Source organism: Lentibacter algarum, assembly GCF_040580765.1.
GTDB classification, from domain to species: domain Bacteria; phylum Pseudomonadota; class Alphaproteobacteria; order Rhodobacterales; family Rhodobacteraceae; genus Lentibacter; species Lentibacter algarum.
In genome coordinates this window covers 323616-342030 of the sequence record NZ_CP158687.1, presented here as the reverse complement: position 1 = coordinate 342030, position 18415 = coordinate 323616, and the positions used below count along the sequence as shown (strand labels likewise).

21 protein-coding genes are annotated in these 18415 nt (G+C 57.4%); 10 read left to right on the top strand and 11 right to left on the bottom strand.

Going from position 1 to position 18415, the window contains the following annotated elements:
* Positions 1-29: 29 nt before the first annotated feature.
* The 3 genes from DSM117340_RS01595 to DSM117340_RS01585 are packed head-to-tail and all read right to left on the bottom strand — an operon-like array spanning position 30 to position 2040.
* The gene (locus DSM117340_RS01595; RefSeq protein ID WP_089887316.1) at positions 30-929 is read right to left on the bottom strand and encodes a DMT family transporter; all 900 of its coding nucleotides are present in this window, start codon (positions 927-929) and stop codon (positions 30-32) included.
* A gap of 20 nt (positions 930-949) precedes the next feature.
* The gene (locus DSM117340_RS01590; RefSeq protein ID WP_089887314.1) at positions 950-1843 is read right to left on the bottom strand and encodes a fatty acid desaturase; all 894 of its coding nucleotides are present in this window, start codon (positions 1841-1843) and stop codon (positions 950-952) included.
* The gene (locus tag DSM117340_RS01585) at positions 1840-2040 is read right to left on the bottom strand and encodes a DUF2061 domain-containing protein (RefSeq protein WP_089887312.1); all 201 of its coding nucleotides are present in this window, start codon (positions 2038-2040) and stop codon (positions 1840-1842) included. Before DSM117340_RS01585 ends, DSM117340_RS01590 begins: the two co-directional genes overlap by 4 nt.
* Before the next feature lie 109 nt (positions 2041-2149).
* Between DSM117340_RS01585 and DSM117340_RS01580 the strand changes: the two genes are divergently transcribed.
* Positions 2150-3010: a helix-turn-helix transcriptional regulator gene (locus DSM117340_RS01580; RefSeq protein ID WP_089887311.1), complete on the top strand. Its 861-nt coding sequence runs from the start codon at positions 2150-2152 to the stop codon at positions 3008-3010.
* A gap of 79 nt (positions 3011-3089) precedes the next feature.
* Here DSM117340_RS01580 and DSM117340_RS01575 read toward each other — a convergent pair whose 3' ends face one another.
* The 5 genes from DSM117340_RS01575 to DSM117340_RS01555 are packed head-to-tail and all read right to left on the bottom strand — an operon-like array spanning position 3090 to position 7101.
* Complete coding sequence (locus tag DSM117340_RS01575; RefSeq protein ID WP_089887309.1) at positions 3090-3845, bottom strand: SDR family oxidoreductase; 756 nt, start codon at positions 3843-3845, stop codon at positions 3090-3092.
* Positions 3842-5317: a carnitine 3-dehydrogenase gene (locus DSM117340_RS01570; RefSeq protein ID WP_089887307.1), complete on the bottom strand. Its 1476-nt coding sequence runs from the start codon at positions 5315-5317 to the stop codon at positions 3842-3844. Before DSM117340_RS01570 ends, DSM117340_RS01575 begins: the two co-directional genes overlap by 4 nt.
* Positions 5318-5337: 20 nt before the next feature.
* Positions 5338-5676: a hypothetical protein gene (locus DSM117340_RS01565; protein WP_089887305.1), complete on the bottom strand. Its 339-nt coding sequence runs from the start codon at positions 5674-5676 to the stop codon at positions 5338-5340.
* 40 nt (positions 5677-5716) lie between these two features.
* On the bottom strand, positions 5717-6193 hold the full coding sequence (locus DSM117340_RS01560) for a lipocalin family protein (RefSeq protein WP_089887304.1): 477 nt from the start codon (positions 6191-6193) through the stop codon (positions 5717-5719).
* On the bottom strand, positions 6190-7101 hold the full coding sequence (locus tag DSM117340_RS01555) for a 3-keto-5-aminohexanoate cleavage protein (RefSeq protein WP_089887302.1): 912 nt from the start codon (positions 7099-7101) through the stop codon (positions 6190-6192). Before DSM117340_RS01555 ends, DSM117340_RS01560 begins: the two co-directional genes overlap by 4 nt.
* Positions 7102-7183: 82 nt before the next feature.
* On the opposite strand from DSM117340_RS01555, the gene DSM117340_RS01550 reads away from it, so the two are divergent.
* Entirely contained in the window at positions 7184-8149 is a 966-nt protein-coding gene (locus tag DSM117340_RS01550) for a GlxA family transcriptional regulator (protein WP_089888870.1), read from the top strand.
* 51 nt (positions 8150-8200) lie between these two features.
* On the opposite strand, the gene DSM117340_RS01545 is transcribed toward DSM117340_RS01550, so the two are convergent.
* Positions 8201-9244: an aldo/keto reductase gene (locus DSM117340_RS01545; protein ID WP_089887300.1), complete on the bottom strand. Its 1044-nt coding sequence runs from the start codon at positions 9242-9244 to the stop codon at positions 8201-8203.
* Positions 9245-9365: 121 nt separating this feature from the next.
* A complete protein-coding gene (locus DSM117340_RS01540; RefSeq protein WP_089887298.1) occupies positions 9366-11036 on the bottom strand; it encodes a SulP family inorganic anion transporter in 1671 nt (556 codons plus the stop codon).
* A gap of 328 nt (positions 11037-11364) precedes the next feature.
* Between DSM117340_RS01540 and DSM117340_RS01535 the strand changes: the two genes are divergently transcribed.
* From DSM117340_RS01535 to DSM117340_RS01520, 4 genes are all read left to right on the top strand, one after another.
* On the top strand, positions 11365-12237 hold the full coding sequence (locus DSM117340_RS01535; protein WP_089887296.1) for an S-methyl-5'-thioadenosine phosphorylase: 873 nt from the start codon (positions 11365-11367) through the stop codon (positions 12235-12237).
* Positions 12234-12896, top strand: coding sequence for a DUF2927 domain-containing protein (locus DSM117340_RS01530; protein ID WP_177170602.1), 663 nt, complete (start codon positions 12234-12236; stop codon positions 12894-12896). Before DSM117340_RS01535 ends, DSM117340_RS01530 begins: the two co-directional genes overlap by 4 nt.
* A 70-nt stretch (positions 12897-12966) precedes the next feature.
* Entirely contained in the window at positions 12967-13599 is a 633-nt protein-coding gene (locus DSM117340_RS01525; protein ID WP_089887292.1) for a LysE family translocator, read from the top strand.
* 8 nt (positions 13600-13607) lie between these two features.
* Positions 13608-14138 (top strand): adenine phosphoribosyltransferase, encoded by a 531-nt coding sequence (locus DSM117340_RS01520; protein ID WP_271437341.1) that lies wholly within the window; start codon positions 13608-13610, stop codon positions 14136-14138.
* A 3-nt stretch (positions 14139-14141) separates the two neighbouring features.
* On the opposite strand, the gene tldD is transcribed toward DSM117340_RS01520, so the two are convergent.
* A complete protein-coding gene (tldD, locus tag DSM117340_RS01515) occupies positions 14142-15563 on the bottom strand; it encodes a metalloprotease TldD (protein ID WP_089887288.1) in 1422 nt (473 codons plus the stop codon).
* Positions 15564-15757: 194 nt separating this feature from the next.
* Here tldD and coxB point away from each other — a divergent pair, with 194 nt between their 5' ends.
* Genes coxB through DSM117340_RS01495 form a run of 4 tightly spaced genes read left to right on the top strand, consistent with a single transcriptional unit; the run spans position 15758 to position 18414 of the window.
* Entirely contained in the window at positions 15758-16600 is an 843-nt protein-coding gene (coxB, locus tag DSM117340_RS01510; RefSeq protein ID WP_089887287.1) for a cytochrome c oxidase subunit II, read from the top strand.
* Between the two features lie 55 nt (positions 16601-16655).
* On the top strand, positions 16656-17609 hold the full coding sequence (gene cyoE, locus DSM117340_RS01505; protein WP_089887286.1) for a heme o synthase: 954 nt from the start codon (positions 16656-16658) through the stop codon (positions 17607-17609).
* A complete protein-coding gene (locus DSM117340_RS01500; protein WP_245724336.1) occupies positions 17606-17839 on the top strand; it encodes a cytochrome C oxidase assembly protein in 234 nt (77 codons plus the stop codon). Before cyoE ends, DSM117340_RS01500 begins: the two co-directional genes overlap by 4 nt.
* Positions 17839-18414, top strand: coding sequence for a cytochrome c oxidase assembly protein (locus DSM117340_RS01495; RefSeq protein WP_089887284.1), 576 nt, complete (start codon positions 17839-17841; stop codon positions 18412-18414). Before DSM117340_RS01500 ends, DSM117340_RS01495 begins: the two co-directional genes overlap by 1 nt.
* Position 18415: the final 1 nt, after the last annotated feature.

Sequence of the window (18415 nt, the reverse complement as noted above, 5' to 3'; positions counted from 1 at the left end):
CGGATGTGCAAAGCACATTCTAAATCTCTTCAATACAGCCAGACCAACGCGAGGACTGAGGCCGTAATCAGCCCCATACCAACCCACTCACGCCGCGTGATCACCTCGCCAAAAAACCACACAGACACAATGATCGAAAAGATTACCTCAACCTGCCCAACAGCAAAAACATAAGCCGCATTCATCATCGCAAAGGCGGTAAACCAACACAGAGAACCGCCCATACCAGCAAGCCCCATCCAAACCGAGGTGCGCCATGATCCCAGCACTCGCGACACCTCACCCGCCTCTCGCCAGCGCAAATATCCCCCGAGCGCAAAAGCCTGAAAAAGTGTCACGCAAGGCATCGTCACAAGCGCGCGCAAAAGTGGATCAGTGGCCTGAACCTCAAGCGTCGCACCGCGATACGCCACGGCCGAACAGGCAAACAAAACCCCAGAAAGAAGGCCCAACCCCGCCGCAGGGTTCATCGCCCGCCGCATCAGCCCGCCCGCGCCCTCCGGAATATCTGAAAGCACCAAGACACCAACAAGCCCCAGCCCGATCGCAAACATTCCGCCAAGGCTCACCAAATCGCCCAAAACAACAAAGCCAACAAGCGCCGTCAGCATGACTTCGGTTTTCTTAAAGGTAATTCCAACTGCAAAGTTACGACTCGCAAAAATCGCAACAACGCACCATGTCGCCAAGATCTGCGTCACGCCGCCAGTGAGCACATAGACCCAAAAGCGCGGCTCAACAGCCGGCAGCCCTTGTCCGCGCCATAGAAGATAGCCCGCAGCCAAAAGCGTCACAAACGGCGCAGTAAATACAAACCGTGCCAGCGTGGCCCCACCCGCCGACAGCGCGCCCATGCTCAGGCGTTTTTGCAAGGTAAAGCGCAGAGTCTGAAACGCCGCCGCCAAAACAGAAAGGATAATCCAGCTCATCGCCTTCTATAGGCGCAGGCCTACTCGCTTGGCCAGAGCGGATGCGGCACAGGGTCTTTCGCGCGCAGAAAATACTTTGCAAACACAGCCCCGTAAGAGCGGTAGTAATAGCCGTCATTTTTGCCCAAAAACGCCTCTCGCTCAGAGCGGAACAGCGCTGGCAAACGATACCAAGGCACGCTTGGGCGCTCGTGGTGCACCACATGATAGTTGTTGTTCAAAAACAAAAGCGCAAGCAGCCCACGGTCTTCGACAATCACGGTGCGCCCTTGGCACGCTTCATGTGCCCGATGCTCCAGATAGGTGCGGATTTTCAGAAGAGATAGGGCCCCATAGGTTGCCAAAAATAAAGCCCAGAGCGGCATTTGGCCCACAACGAGCGCCCACCCGATCACGAGCGCCACCGCAGGAATATGCACAAGCCAAGCCACCAAAGCGGCACGGTCTCCCGCCACAATCGCACGCCAATCCTCTCGCATAAAGAAAAACTGCCCCACAGCGGGCCCGACCAACATGCGCCCCAACAACGTATTGTTGAACTCAAGCAAAACCTGCCCCCAGCGTGGCATCGCCGCCCAAACTTTCGGGTCGCGATAGTTGCTCTCAGGGTCATCATAAGGGTCCGTCAGATTCTCATCCGTGTGGTGAACAAGATGCAGATCGCGAAAGCGACCATAAGGAATAACAAGCGAAAGCTGCGCAAAAACCAGCGCCTCATTGAGCCATTTGAGCCGCGTTGGATGCCCATGCAGCGCCTCATGGCAAAGCGAAGAATGCATTGCCGCCGCCAGCATCACGCAAAGCAGTCCCAAAGGCAGCCATATCTCTGCCGCCCAAGTCGTCCCAATCGCCCAAAGCCCGTACGTCGCGAGCAAGAGCCCAAGCGTCGGCCACTCAACCCGCGCAATCCTCATGCGCGCCCCCAAGCGACACCCGCCCAAAACCGCTCATAGCCAATATACATCACAAACCCGATCAGCGTATTCACCAGTGCCATCGCCCCACCCACAGCAAAAGACCCCGTGGCAGCAAACCCTACAAGACTCATCACAGTCAGCCCCAGAAGGTTCCAGAACACGGCCTTGATCAATGTGCGCCTGCGGGTTTCCAATCTCTGCTCCAATGCCAGTCATCTTCACAAAAACGTTACACAGCCCCCGCGCCACAGCGCAGTCCGAATATGATTAACATTTCTAAGCAATGGTGATATTAATCACCATATGCAGGATAAAATAGACAAGCGCCTCCGCGCCGCACAATTCCGCCAGCGCCTCGCAAGCGCCATGACCACGGCAGGCCAAAGTCAAGCCGCGCTCGCTCGTCACATCGGCGTGGATCGCTCGACAATCTCGCAGCTCCTGTCAGGTCAGGGCGCACGCCTGCCCAATGCGCAAGTGGTGGGCGAATGTGCGGCCGCGCTTGGCGTCTCCGCTGACTGGCTCTTGTCCCTGTCTGACCGCCCAGAGACCGCTGCGGCCCTTCTGGCCAACTCGCTCACGCTCACAGAAGCCCCACGCGCGATGATTGATGAACAAATCTTTCAGTGGCACAAAGAGGCTGCCGGCTACAAAATCCGCCATGTCCCTGCCGCGCTGCCAGATATGCTCAAAACACGCGAGGTGCTAAATTGGGAATACGCACCGCACTTGGGGCGCACCGCAGAGCAAGCGATTGGCGCAATGGAAGACCGTCTCACCTTTATTCGCCAAAGCCCTTCAGATTACGAAATCGCTCTGCCTCTCTATGAAATCGCAAGCTTCGTGCATGGCGAAGGCTATTACCGCGGCCTATCGCTCGACGCCCGCCGCGCCCAGATTGCCCGCTTCAAAGAACTGCATGATCAACTCTACCCACGCTTGCGGATTTACCTTTTCGATGCCCGTCGCCTCTTCTCGTCCCCGATCACTGTCTTCGGTCCGCTCCTCGCAGCCCTCTATGTCGGCCGCGACTATCTTACCTTCCGCGATCGCGAACGCGTTGCCGCGCTAACCCAGCATTTTGACGCTCTCGTGCGCGAAGCCCGCATCACAGCGCGCGACTTCCCAGATCACCTCGACGCCCTCGCCGCAGACCGCCCCTGATCCTTCCTCTTTCTGCAAATATCCTGGGGGTCTGGGGGCAAAGCCCCCAGCAGGTCGGATTGGCGAAGCCAATTCAAACTCAAACCTTCGGATCAGGGTTCTCTGTATGCCCGTCCACAGCAATGACTTGGCCACTTACAAGCCGCGCCTTATCCGAGCCAAGGAACACCGCCATATTGGCAACATCCTCAGCCGTCACAAAGCTGCGCATCGATGTTCCGCTGGCATAGCCCTGATAGACTGCGTCCCGCGTCATCCCCTTGGCGAGCGCTTCACGCGCCAAGACGCCCTCCATTCGCTCGCCTTCCACCGCCCCAGGGCAGATCGCATTGGCGCGGATTCCATAGGGGCCAAGTTCCATCGCCAGTGTCTTCATCAGCCCGATCACAGCCCATTTTGCCGCCGCATAAGGCGCTCGAAACGGATAGCCATACTGCCCCGCCGTTGAAGAGGTCAGTACAATCGAGCCGCTCAAAGCGGTTTTCATGATCGGCGTCGCATATCTAGCCGCTAGAAACGCACCCTCTAGGTTCACACTTACACAGCGTTGCCAATCAGCGAGCGCAATCTCTTCCACAGGCGCTGTCGGCCCAGCAATGCCCGCATTTGCACAAAGCACATCAAGGCGGCCCCAGCGAGCTTCAAGCTCGGCAAAGAAATCAGCCATAGCCGCTTCGTTAGAGGCATCCACATCGGCAGCGCCCCAATGCGCAGGAAGATTTGCGAGCGCTTTCTTATCAACATCTGTCACCCAGACATCAGCACCCTCCGCATCAAAAGCTTCGGCCATAGCGCGCCCGATCCCGGACGCGCCTGCTGTGATCAGAACCTTCACCGTGGCGCTCCAACGGCGCGGCCAAGCCCCTCAGGTGCGGGCAGGCTCGCATGCGCTGTCGCAATCTTGACCAAAGCCGCCTCAACCTGTGCCGCAGGCGGAGCTGCACGGCGCGTCGCAAGATCAACGTGCAAAAGCATATGTTCTCCCGTCGCCAAGACCCGCGCACCCTCACACATTTCATGCCAGAGGTGCATCTTCTTGCCTTCCCCCAGAATGACTTGGGTGCGCACCGTGATCTTCGCGCCCGCATGAACTTCATCAAGGTGGCGAATATGCGTCTCGGCGGTAAAATAGCTTCCGCCACTGGCGATATAGTCTGCGTCACAGCCGATCATTTCCATGAAGCGGTCGGTACTGTCGGCAAAGGCCTGTAAATAGCGGCTCTCGGTCATATGACCGTTATAATCGAGCCAATCGAGCGGAACCACGCGGTGCAGCGTCAGCACAGGTTGGCTCAGATCCGCGATATCATCCACATGGCCGACAATCCCCGCACCCGCGCGCAGCGTTTTGTCGTGGGCGTTCTGAAGGGCGCCCGCGCCCCAGTCATTGGCGCCAAGCGCGCGCATCATGCCGACAAGGTTGTCGTCGCGAATGCGCTCAAGCTCGCGGATCGAATGCATACCCGACTGCGCATCAGACTGATCGGCAATCGCATCGACAAGCTCATCAGTCAACTCAGGCACATCCATAAGCTTGGTCCAAGGCCAGCTCAGGCAAGGCCCGAACTGCGCAATAAAGTGGCGCATCCCAGCCTCTCCGCCCGCAACACGATAGGTCTCAAACAAGCCCATCTGCGCCCAGCGGATACCAAAGCCATAGCGGATTGCATTGTCGATCTCTTCGGTCGTGGCGATCCCATCGTTAATCAGCCAAAGCGCCTCGCGCCACACCGCCTCAAGAAAGCGATCAGCAATATGCGCATCAATCTCTTTCTTCAGATGCAGCGGATACATCCCGATGCCAGAGATGACCTCTTTCGCCGTGGCGATCACATCGGCGCTGTTCGCCTCCGTGCTCACCAGCTCGATCAAGGGCAGCAAATAAACAGGGTTAAACGGATGCGTCACAACAATCTGATGCGCATTCGCCATACCCGCCTGAAGCTCGCTCGGCTTATAGCCCGAGGTCGAGGAGCCAATCACAGCTTCCGCCGCCACACAGTCGGCCAGTTGCGCATAGACCTTATGCTTTGTGTCGAGCCGTTCAGGCACAGATTCCTGCACCCAGCTTGCGCCCGCGCAAGCCTCAGACAGATCCGCATGAAAACTCAAGCGCCCCTCTTCAGGCAGCGCCATATTGCCCAGCCCCGGAAGAGAGCGACGCGCATTGGCGAGCACTTCGCCAATCTTGCGTTCCGCCTCGGGATCAGGGTCAAACACCCGCACATCCCATCCATTGAGCAAAAAGCGCGCAGCCCAGCCGCCGCCAATCACACCACCGCCAATGATAGCAGCCTGTTTTCTCATCTTTTCTCGTCCTTCAAAGGTTAATCTACACAAATCGTTGCGGGCTCGCCGCCGTTTAGAACATCATAGCAGCCAAAATAGGGGGTCACTGGCGTACAACTCCGTGTCTCAGCCAAGCAAAATCCAGCGCATTCAGAATTGTCGCGGCAACGCTTACCAGCATCTGGCTGTGCACTGGCGCATTGCGGCCCCGCAAGCCCCACAACCATACGTCCACCCGCAGCCTCACACTCCTGCCCGACCAACAGCGGCGAACGCCCACCAACAACCGCAGCGCCGCCTGACGTTTCCGCCATTTGACAAGAAGCCAGCGCCACCAAAGTCAGCACAGCCGCCCCAATTGCAAAAATCCGTTTCATGGCCGTTGCCCCCTCTTTATAGTCCTCATCTCGGTCCACCTCACTGTCGCAGCGCGATCTGGCTCACGTCATAGCCATTGAAATCGAGCATCTCCCGCGCCGCCACCATGCGATCAGCCCCCCCGCGCGGCTTGCGATCAAGGATAAGGCCGAAGCTCCCGTCGGGCGTCCCAATCGCAGCAGTGCGAAACCCTTCATCCACCCAAAGCACCCAGTATTCCTCGCTCGTTCCTTCAAGCCTAAAGCGCCCCGGACCGGTCACCTCCCCCTGACTCTCGCGACCATCCGCACGCCAGATAAACCGCGTCTGACTCACAGCGTTGATCGTCACACGCTGCAAAACATCTGTCGGATAGGACGCTCGGACAACCCAATCACCCTGAAACCGCACCAGCTCAAACCGCAGCGTCGACGAGATTCTCGCCGCGCTATCGCGATAGCTCACAGAGGCCGCCTCTGGCACGGGCGCACACCCCGCCAACGCCACAGTGGCCGCCATGAGCCAGCGGCGCATCATCCCTTTGGCGCTTGCTTTGTCAGCTTGAGCTTCTCACGCACGGCCTCAGGCCCAATCACTTTCGCGCCCATGTTTTCAATGATCGTAACGGCACGCTCTACAAGCTGGTAGTTCTCGGCCAAGACGCCCTTATCCAGCCAGAGGTTGTCCTCAAGCCCGACCCGCACATTGCCACCCGCCAGTACAGAAGCGGCGACATACGCCATCTGGTTGCGCCCCAGCGCAAAGGCGCTGAAGGTCCAGTTGTCAGGCACATTGTTGACCATCGCCATAAAGGTGTTGAGATCGTCAGGTGCGCCCCAAGGCACGCCCATGCAAAGCTGCACCAGCGCATCAGGCTCCAGAACGCCGTCCGCAACAAGCTGCTTGGCATACCAAAGATGTCCTGTATCAAACGCCTCGATCTCTGGCTTGACCCCGAGCTTTGTCATCATCGTACCCATCGCCGTCAGCATACCCGGCGTATTGGTCATCACATAATCGGCCTCGGCAAAGTTCATCGTGCCGCAATCCAGCGTACAGATCTCAGGGAGGCATTCCGCAATATGCGCAACACGCTCAGTCGCACCGACCATGTCTGTTCCCTCAGCAAGCGGGAAAGGCGCTTCGGAGCTGCCAAAGATCATATCTCCGCCCATACCCGCCGTGAGATTGAGCACAACGTCTGTATCAGACTCGCGCACACGGTCTGTCAGCTCGCGGTAAAGCTTCAAGTCGCGGCTCGGCTTGCCTGTCTCAGGGTCACGCACATGGCAATGCACCACAGCCGCGCCTGCTTTTGCCGCTTTGATCGCGCTCTCGGCAATCTCCTTGGGCGAGCGCGGCACATGTGGGCTGCGGTCTTGGGTGCCGCCTGAGCCTGTCACGGCACAAGTGATAAAAACCTCTTTGTTCATAGTCAGTGGCATCTGCGAATCCTCTTCTGCATGGCGTGTTGCTCAAAGTATCACCGCACTTGCATTGGCTCTTTTGATCTTTTACGAAAATAATATGGCAATATCCGAAAAAATATCACCAAAAGCGATTGACACAGCAGTGCTCGTCCTAAGTGACAGCAACACACTCAGCTTCGCCGCTGCCGTTGACCCGCTGCGCGCCGCCAACCGCCGCGCAGGCCGCACCTTGTTTTCTTGGCGCTTTGTGACGCCCACAGAGTCCGCCGCCAAGCTCACCTCTGGTATAGAAGTTCAGGGGCTACCTCTCGCCGCACTGGAAAGCTGCGATCTCCTCATCATCGTGGCTGGCTTTAATCTTGACGCCCATGCCACGCCACAACTTCTCGCGGCCCTGCGGCGCCTCGCGCCTCATGCAGGCCAGATCGCCGCGATTGATGGCGCAAGCTGGCTCCTCGCCAGCGCGGGCCTGCTCGATGGTCAGAGCGCCACAGCCCACTGGGAAGATCTGGAGCATTTCGCCACCCGCTTTGACGCGGTCGAGACTTTGCCACACCGCTTCGTTCAGTCTGGCAAGTTCGCCACAGCAGGCGCAGCCATGCCCGGCCTTGATATGATGCTGCGGCTGATCGAGGAGCGCTTTGGTGCGCGCCTTGCCCAAGAGGTTGCAGGCGCGTTCCTGCATGACCCCTCCCAGCCCGCCGATTTGCCGCAAAACCCCGCCAGCCGCCAAAGCCTCGCACGTCATCATCCAGCCGTCGCTCGCGCCCTCGCGCTGATGCAGGCCCATGTCGAAACACCCCTAAGCATCGCAGCACTGGCAACACAGCTCTCGCTTTCGCCGCGCGTGCTGGAGTTGCGCTTCAAAGCGGCCCTCGGCCAAAGCCCGAAAGCCACCTACCTCGCGCTGCGCCTTTCAGAGGCCCACCGCCTCGCGCTCGATACGTCCCTGCCCGTGCAAGACATCGCTCTGGCCACAGGCTTTGCCTCCCAAGCCAGCTTCGCCCGCGCCTTCAGCAAAGCCCACGGCCGCTCCCTGCGCGCCCTGCGCCAAGAGCGCTGAACAGCTGCGTCCGCTTTCTCAAAATATCCCTCGGGTCTGGGGGCAGCGCCCTCAAAAAGGCATCGGATGCGCCTTATGCGCCGCATCGATCTCCGCCAGAACCTCGCCTGACAGGCTCACATCCGCAGCACCCAAGGCATGTTCAAGCTGAGCTACAGTCGTCGCCCCGAAAATCGAGCTGCCCACAAAGGGCCGCGCCAGCGTCCAAGCCAGCGCCATATGAACGGGGTCAAGTTCGTGGCGCGCCGCAATTGCCAAATATGCCTCTACGGCATCAAGCACACGCGGTGTCACGCGCCCGCCCATCTCTGGAACAAGGCTCATCCGCGACGCATCAGGCACCTGCCCGCCCTGATACTTCCCACTTAAAAATCCTGCTGCCAGCGGCGAAAAGGCGAGCAAGCCGACGTTCTCGTTCAGACTCATCTCCGCCATGTCGGTGTCATACAAACGGCAGAGCAGCGAATATTCGTTCTGCACAGATGCGACACGCGGCCCGCCCATTCTCTCAGCCACATTCAGCCACTGGCACGTCCCCCAAGCGCTCTCGTTGGAGAGGCCAAAGGCGCGGATCGTCCCGCGTTCGACTTCTTTCTGAAGCGCGCCCAGCGCGTCTTCCATATGGGCAATCGTCTCGGCACGGTTCTGCCCGCTGGGGTCAAACGTCCAGTTTTTGCGAAACATATAAGAGCCACGGTTGGGCCAGTGAAACTGGTAGAGATCAATCACATCCGTCTTGAGCCGCGCAAGGCTGCCCTCAATCGCGGTAGGAATCGTCTCAGCAGTGATCGGCGCGCCATCGCGCACATTCATATAGCCCTCGCCCGAGTGTTTCGTCGCCAATACAACTTCGTTGCGCCGCCCCGTCGTCTCAAACCAATTGCCGAGAATGCGCTCTGCATCGCCCTGCGTCTCGCGGCTCAAGGGGTTCACAGGATACATCTCTGCGCAGTCCCAGAACTGCACACCATGAGCGAGTGCCATATCCATCTGCGCATGACTGTCGGCCTCGCTCGTCTGCGTTCCAAACGTCATCGTGCCAAGGCACATCTCGCTGACAGAAATCCCAGTACGGCCCAATTCGCGCTGTTTCATATCGCTTCCCCTCGCGTTGATTGCGCGCACTCTGCCAGTCTTGCAGATGATGTCAAACCGACAGCGCGTAGATTTTGGTCTTTGATGTCAACATCCACGACATCCACGCGAGTCAGGACGATCAGTGACCGCTTTCCAGAATGCCCGTCTGCACATCATAATCGACAGCCAGCTCATAATCAGGGTCATCGTCACTATCGACCATAAGATGACCGGCCTTATTGAGAAGCTTGTGGCAATCGCGGCTCAAGTGACGCAAGCGGATCTGCTTGCCCGCTGCCTCATAGCGCGCGGCCAAAGCCTCAATCGCCTGCAAAGCTGACTGATCGACAACGCGGCTTTCCTTAAAGTCCACAATGACAAGATCAGGATCTGTTTCCACTTCAAAAATCTCGGCAAACCCGTCGCTGGAGCCAAAAAACAGCGGTCCCTGAATTTCATAGACTTTCGCACCCTCGTCCGTGGTCGACTCGCGCGTCACAGCATGAATACGGCTCGCATTGTTCCACGCATAAGCCAGCGCCGAGACAATCACCCCCACAACAACCGCAATCGCAAGATCATAAGCCACAGTCACAATCGTCACCAAAACAGTAACGAAAGCATCGTTGAGTGGCACGCGCCGCAGGATTGTGAGCGAGTTCCAAGCAAACGTCCCGATCACAACCATAAACATCACGCCAACAAGCGCTGCGAGCGGGATCTGCTCAATCAGCGGAGAGGCAAACATAATGAAGGTCAAAAGAAACAGCGCCGCCGCAATCCCCGCGATACGCGTGCGCCCGCCAGACTTCACGTTGATCATGCTCTGCCCGATCATCGCACAGCCGCCCATACCGCCGAAAAAGCCGGTCACAACATTGGCCGCACCCTGCGCCATACATTCTTGAGACGCGCCACCACGCTTGCCAGTAATTTCGCCCACGAGGTTGAGGGTCAGCAAGCTCTCGATCAGGCCAATCGCCGCCAGAATAACGGCATAAGGCAGAATGATGTAAAACGTTTCCATATTGAGCGGCGCAAGTGCGGTCCCGTATAGCCCCTCACCCGTGCCAAACGGATTGTGGAAGCTCGGAAAGCCGCCCTTGATTGAGGCCAGATCGCCGACACGCGGGACATCAAGCCCCAACACAATCACCAAAATCGCAACAATTCCGATACCAGCCAAAGGCGCAGGCACAAATCGCGTCACCTTGGGCATCACCCAGATAATCGCCATGGTCAGGGCCACAAGAGACAACATCATCATCAAAGGCACACCCGTGAGCCACTCGCCCCCGCTCATGCCGTGGCCTGTGTTCTCCATCGAACCAGGCACTTTAAATTGCGTCATTTGTGCCAGGAAAATAACGATCGCGAGGCCATTCACAAAGCCCAGCATTACAGGATGCGGCACAAGGCGGATAAACTTTCCCCAGTGCATCGCACCCGCAAAGAGCTGCAACAGCCCCATCAAAACGACCGTCGCAAAAAGATATTCAACGCCGTGCTGCGCAACCAGCGCAACCATAACAACCGCCAGTGCGCCCGTCGCACCAGAGATCATTCCTGGACGGCCGCCAAACACAGCTGTGATAAGACCGACAAGAAAGGCTGCATATAGCCCGACCAGAGGATGAACCCCCGCAACAAACGCAAACGCAACCGCCTCAGGCACCAGCGCAAGCGCCACAGTCAGGCCTGCCAATAGCTCGATGCGCATCCGCGATACGCTCCATGGCTCGTCGGGCATAAGCCGCAGATCGGGCATGGCAAGGCGGTTGGCAAAGGCAGCCATAAGGGCGCGTTTCATATCATCTGTCCTATTCGGGTCATCATTCGGGTTCGCTTTTCGTCTCGCGCCCTAACGCGCCACGCCGAAAATAGCCAGCCCCCAGACAAGACGCCTCTATGCCACGTTGCACCGCGGCATAGTTTTTTTTGTGTCAGAGAGCCCAAAGGTTAACGATTCGCCCCGCGCCAAAAGTCGATTTGCTCGGTGCACGGGTTGTGCACGGGTTGTGCACGCTTTTCACCCCCCCTGTTTTGCCCATCACACCCGCGTTAAGTCAGCGCACGCTGCCTTGCCTTTGCGCCACTCACGGGCCACAAATAGCCTCGAAAACCTATGGGAGAAAAGCATGAGCGAAACTGTTATTGGCGTCATCGGTGGGTCCGGCATCTATCAAATCGACGGGCTGGAGAACGCCAGCTGGCAAGAGGTCGAGACCCCTTGGGGAAAGCCTTCTGATGCAGTTTTGACAGGCGTGCTCGAGGGGGTCAAAATGGCATTTCTCCCTCGCCACGGTCGCGGCCATGTCCATTCGCCCAGCACCGTTCCCTACCGTGCCAATATAGACGCCTTAAAGCGCCTCGGTGTCACCGATGTAATCTCGGTTTCCGCCTGTGGCAGCTTTCGGGAAGAAATGGCGCCGGGAGATTTTGTCGTTGTAGATCAATTCATTGACCGCACATTCGCGCGGGAGAAATCCTTCTTCGGAACAGGCTGTGTCGCCCATGTTTCGGTCGCCCATCCGACCTGTCCGCGCCTGTCCGCCGCCTGCCTTGAGGCCGCCCAAGACGCAGGGATCAAGGTCCACAATGGCGGCACATATCTCGCCATGGAAGGCCCGCAATTCTCCACGTTGGCAGAGAGCAAAATGTACCGCGAAAGCTGGGGGGCTGATGTCATCGGCATGACCAATATGCCTGAAGCAAAGCTCGCACGCGAAGCCGAGCTTTGCTACGCCTCTGTCGCCATGATCACCGATTATGACAGTTGGCATCCGGAGCATGGCGAAGTTGATGTCACTGAAATCATTAAAACTTTGATGGGCAACGCCGAAAAAGGCCGCGCGCTGGTGTCTCGCCTTCCCGCCCTCCTCGGAGCCGCCCGCGAGGCCTGTCCACACGGTTGCGACCGCGCGCTTGAATACGCAATCCTGACCGCGCCAGACGTCCGCGACCCTGCACTCATGGCCAAGCTCGACGCCGTTGCAGGCCGTATCCTGTGAAGACCGCGCTGGCCTTTTTACTGCTGGCCAGCGCCGCCCAGGCACAAGACCACATCGCAGCCCAAGGCCCGCTGTCGGACGCTGATTTTTACCGCCTCGTCGCCTGCGCCGCCCCGCCCGATCAGCCCTGCCAGAAACCACTCGTGCGCTGGCAAGTGGAGCGCCCCCTCAGGCTCTGGGTCGCACCCTTGCCCGAGGCCTATCTCGGCGGCAAAGCCAAGCGCGCCGAGGCCGCTATTAACCTTGCAATCAAGGAACTAAACGGCTCTGGCGCAGCTATTTCCCTCGCCAGAACCGACATCAAAACAGTCGCCGACATACGGCTCTTTTTCCTCGATCAAGCGCGCGGCGAGCCGATCCAAGGAACGGGTCTTTCATCGGTCGACGGCGCGCGCCTTGGCGGAGCAACAACCCGCATGCAGGCAAACGTCGCCAAAGGCGAAATCCTCGCCGCCGCTATTGTAGTGTCCACAACGCTTGGGATTGCTTCCTACGAAGGAGTCATTCTCGAAGAGCTCACCCAAGCCCTCGGCCTCATGACCGATATCAAAAGCCCCGCTTACGTGGGTGTCTCGGTACTCTCCCAAGACGGCAATCGCGTTACCCGTTTGGGCGCGCAAGACAAGACCGCCCTCAAACAGCATTACCCGCCAAAATAAGTTGCGCATAGGCGTGCCCCTGCTAGGCTCGTACCGCGCCGTTAAACTTTGTTAAGAGATTACTGCCATTATGACATTCGAAACATGGATCGCTTTCGTCATCGCCTCATCGGTGCTCTTAATGATCCCCGGTCCGACGATCCTTCTTGTGATGAGCTACGCCATCTCCAAGGGCCGCTCCGTCGCCATCGCCTCTGCAGCGGGCGTTGCTCTGGGCGATCTCGTTGCCATGTCGGCCTCGCTTGCAGGCCTTGGCGCGCTGGTTCTAGCCTCGGCCACCGCGTTCACAGCGCTCAAATGGGTCGGCGCGATCTATCTGATTTACTTGGGTACAAAGCTTCTGCTGTCCGCAAAAGAAGAGAGCATCGCCCTCCCCGACGCGGCCCAAAGCGTCACGCCGCGCGGCGTGTTTGCCCATGCAGCCGCAGTCACAGCACTCAATCCCAAGAGCATCGCCTTCTTTATCGCTTTCGTGCCCCAGTTTATCCGCCACGAAGCGGCATTTCTGCCGCAAGTCAGCGTCCTGATCGCCACCTTCGTGACCCTTGCCACGCTCAACGCATTGGCCTATGCGCTCCTCGCGGATCGTCTCCGCAGCTTCTTTTCTCAGCCCAAGGCTCTTGTTTGGATGACCCGAACAGGCGGCGCAACGCTTATCGCCATGGGCCTCTTCACCGCCACTCTCAAACGCACAAGCCCCTAAGGAACAACATGAAAACCGTCAAAGACTACATCCGCACCATTGTTGATTTCCCCCATGAGGGCATTCTCTTTCGCGATGTCACGACACTCTTTGCCGACCCGCGCGGGTTTCGCATGGCGATTGACCAGATGTTGCACCCCTACGCAGGAATGCAAATCGACAAGGTTGTTGGCCTAGAAGCTCGCGGCTTTATTCTAGGTGGCGCCATCGCCCATCAGCTCTCCGTCGGCTTTGTCCCAGTCCGCAAGAAAGGCAAGCTCCCTGGCGCGGTAATCTCGGAGGAATACACTCTCGAATACGGCGAAGCGATTGTCGAAATTCATGATGATGCCATTCAAGCTGGCGAGAAAATTCTTGTGGTCGACGACCTTCTCGCCACAGGCGGCACAGCCGAAGCTGGTATCAAACTCATCGAGCGGTTGGGCGGCGAAATTATCAGCTGCGCTTTCGTGATTGACCTGCCTGACCTTGGCGGCCGCAAGCGCCTTGAAGCCATGGGTATGGACGTCATGGCGCTCTGTGCATTTGAAGGGCTCTAAATCTTAAGTCGCAGAGCCACCCACTGTTAAACCACCAATCATGACAGTGGGTTGCCCAACACCAACAGGAACCCACTGGCCAGCCTTGCCGCAGTTGCCCATGCCCGGGTCGAGCGCCATGTCGTTGCCCAGAGCGCGGATGTTCTTGAGCGCAGTTGCTCCGTCGCCAATCAGCGTGGCGCCTTTCACAGGCTCCATGACTTTGCCGTTTCTGACGCGGTAAGCCTCGGTGCAGGAGAACACAAACTTCCCATTCGTGATATCGACCTGCCCGCCGCCAAAGCCCACAGCCCATATGCCATCCTTCAAGTCCGCAACGATGTCTTCGGGCGCAGCCTCCCCCCCCATCATGTAGGTGTTTGTCATCCGTGGCATTGGAGCGTGCTGAAAGCTCTCTCGGCGTCCGTTGCCTGTGGGCTCAACCCCCATCAAACGTGCGTTCTGTCGGTCCTGCATATAGCCGACCAAAACACCGTCTTCGATCAGTGTGTTCTTGGCCGAGGGCGTGCCTTCGTCGTCAATCGTGATTGAACCGCGCCGATCGGGAATGGTTCCATCGTCAAGCACAGTCACGCCTTTCGCGGCGATCTGTTGGCCCATGAGCCCCGCAAATGCAGAGCTGCCCTTGCGATTAAAGTCACCCTCAAGCCCATGGCCAATCGCTTCATGCAGCAAGATACCGGGCCACCCCGGTCCAAGAACGATATCCATCTGCCCGGCAGGCGCAGGCACCGCCTCCAGATTGACAACCGCAATTCGAAGCGCTTCTCGTGCATTGGCCTGCCAATTACTCGGCTCCAAAAGCCCCGTCAGCCCAGCTCGCCCGCCGCCGCCCGCCGAGCCGCTTTCTCGCCGACCGTCCCGTTCGACGATCACACCAACATTCAGCCGTGTCATTGGCCGAACGTCGGTGAGCCTTTGCCCACCGACTCGCAGAATTTCAACTTCTTGATACGTGGCAGACACTGAGGCCGTCACTTGCACCACCCGCGGATCAAGCGCGCGGGCATAGGCGTCGATCTCTTTCAAAATATCGAGTTTGGCAGAGAAGCCCGCACTCTCGATGGGGTCAATCGCCTCATACAGCCGCGTGTTTGTGCCTTTCGGCCCGACCGCCATAGTGCCGCCTCCTGCACCTACGGCCAAACGCGCTGTCTCAACTGCGCGAGTCATCGCGGCTTCGCTAATTTCAGTCGAATGCGCGTAGCCAGCGACCTCACCAAGCACGGCGCGCAACCCAAAACCTTGAGATGTATCAAAACTAGCCGTCTTGACACGCCCATCATCCAAAACAAGCGCTTCAGACTTGGAGCGCTCCAGAAAAAGCTCACCATCCTCTGCTCCAGCGCATGCTTTTTCCAGCAAATTAAGGGCCTTTCCCTCGTCTACTTCTGTCTCAAAAGGGCGAAACGGCGCGTTTGTCATGATTTTTCCTGTCTGGCTCGGGGCGTATTTTCTTGATCTAAATCAAAAAAGCGTCTCTTTGACGCAAGCGGCAATATTGTCTCTGAGCTCAGAATATGGTTTCTGATGCTCCAAGACGCAATGGGCCGAGACGTGAGTCTCTGCTTCATTTTGCTTTAAGACAAACAGAGATACTCAACCGATCAGGGTGAACCATGCGAATTCTTTCTTCTCTTCTGGCTATTATGACAGCCTTCTTTGCACTTCCGGCTATGGCGCAAGACGCGGTCGAGCGCGTCGGCAAGCCTGTGGACGGCGGGATGAACTTCCAAGTCGCTGCGACAGAGCTTAAGCGCGACATTATTTGGCTCGATACAGCCATCAACTGGATCATCCTCGCGATCTGCTTGTTTGTGATCGGTCTGGTCCTCTGGATCATCGTATTTCACAACCGCAAGGCAAACCCGACACCTGCTAGCTTCACACACAACACACCAATCGAAGTGATGTGGACTGTCGTGCCTGTACTGATCCTTATCTTCATCGGTGCCTTCTCCCTTCCGATCCTCTTCAAACAGCAGATCATCCCTGAAGGCGAAGTGAACATCAAAGTGACAGGATACCAGTGGTACTGGGGCTATGAGTACACAGACGAAGAATTCGGCTTTGAAAGCTTCATGGTGGCACGCGACGAGCTGGCCGACTACGGCTACTCAGACGACGAATACCTTCTCGCCACAGACACACGCATCGTCGTACCCGTCGACAAAGTTGTTGTTATGACAGTTACAGGCGCTGATGTGATCCACTCTTGGACCATCCCTGCCTTCGGCGTAAAGCAAGACGCCGTTCCTGGCCGCCTCGCGCAGCTCTGGTTCAAAGCAGAGAAAGAAGGTCTGTATTTCGGTCAGTGCTCAGAACTCTGCGGCAAGGACCACGCCTACATGCCCATCACAGTCGAAGTTGTAAGCCAAGAGGCATACGATGCATGGCTGGTTGGCGCGAAAGAAGAGTACGCTGGCGTAGCGGCTCCACTGACAGTGGCCTCGGCTGACTAAGTCCTAAAAGGGGCAGCATGCTGCCCCTTTTCCTCACCTGATCCAGAGAGATGGCATGAGCGATATTTCAACAAACACACGCGTAGAGAGCCGTTTGGACACGGGTGAAGCAGGCTTTGGCGATTACTTTGCCTTGCTCAAGCCACGCGTGATGTCTCTTGTTGTGTTTACAGCACTGGTGGGCCTGCTCGCCGCGCCAGTGCCTGTTCACCCGCTCCTTGCTTTTGCCGCAATCCTCTTTGTTGCCATTGGCGGTGGCGCATCAGGCGCTTTGAACATGTGGTATGATGCCGATATCGATCGCATTATGCGCCGCACTCAAAGCCGCCCCATTCCCGCTGGAAAAATTTCCGAGAGCGAAACGTTTGCTTTCGGCATGTTTCTCTCTGTCTTTGCTGTGATCATGCTGGCCCTCGCCAGCAACCTTGTCGCAGCAGGGCTTTTGGCTTTCACGATCTTTTTCTACGTCGTTGTCTACACCATGTGGCTCAAGCGCTGGACCCCTCAAAACATCGTTATCGGTGGCGCCGCGGGTGCCTTCCCTCCGATGATTGGCTGGGCCGTCGCAACCGGTGGCGTCAGCATCGAAAGCGTTCTGATGTTTACTCTGATTTTCATGTGGACGCCGCCCCATTTTTGGGCGCTGGCCCTGTTTATGAAGTCTGACTACCGTGACGCTGGTGTCCCTATGCTCACAGTCACGCATGGCCGCAAAACCACACGCGCGCACATCATTGTCTACACAATCCTACTCGCGCCGATCGCAGTGGGCACAGGCTTCACAAGCATTGGTGGCCCCGTTTATATGGCAACTGCTCTGGTGCTAAATGTGATCTTCCTCAAAGGGGCGTGGGACATCTGGCGCCGTGAAGAGACCGCTGCCGAAGCCGACGAATACAAAACAGAGAAGCGCTTCTTTGCCTTCTCGATCTTCTATCTTTTTGCTCATTTCGTTGCCATTCTGGTAGAAAAGGGCCTTGCACCTTACGGTCTTGGAGGCTGGACATGAACAGCAGCGCACCCCGCGTCGAGCACGAAATTCATAACCGTCGCCGCAGCCGCAACGTCGGCCTCGGAATTGTGCTTGGCTCATTCGTCCTTCTCATCATGAGCATGACCTATGTAAAGCTAACCGCTCAAAACGCGGCGATGGCCGAAGAACACGCCAAAAAACAAGCGGCCGAAGCCGCAGCAGTAGGGACAGCCACACCAACTTCTTCACAGGAGAAAAGTGACTGATGGCACTCGAAGGTAAAAACAAAACACTCGCCCAAACCGTAAGCGTTGTCGTACTCATGGGTGCGCTCGCTTGGGCCTCTGTTCCGTTTTATGACTGGTTCTGCCGCGTGACAGGCTTTGGTGGCGTCACCAATACCGCCCAAACTGGCTCGGACGTCATCCTCGATCAAACAATCAAAATTCGCTTTGACGCCTCAATAGAGCGCGACTTTCCATGGACATTCACGCCCATGCAGCGCGAGATGGAAGTGCGCATCGGCGAAACAGGCCTCGCATTTTATGAAGCCTACAACCCGACAGACCGCCCCGTTGCGGGCTCTGCAGCCTATAACGTAACGCCCTACGAAGCTGGCGGCTTCTTTACTAAGATTGACTGCTTCTGCTTCGAAGAACAGGTACTTCAGCCTGGCGAGCGAGTGCAAATGCCTGTGACCTTCTTTGTTGATCCAGAGATTGTCACAGACCGCGAAGGACAGTATGTCCATACCATCACTTTGGGCTATACTTTCTACGAAATAGACCTGCCAGAAGCGCAAGCTTCACTTGAGACAGGCACAAAAACGAACCTTAACTAAT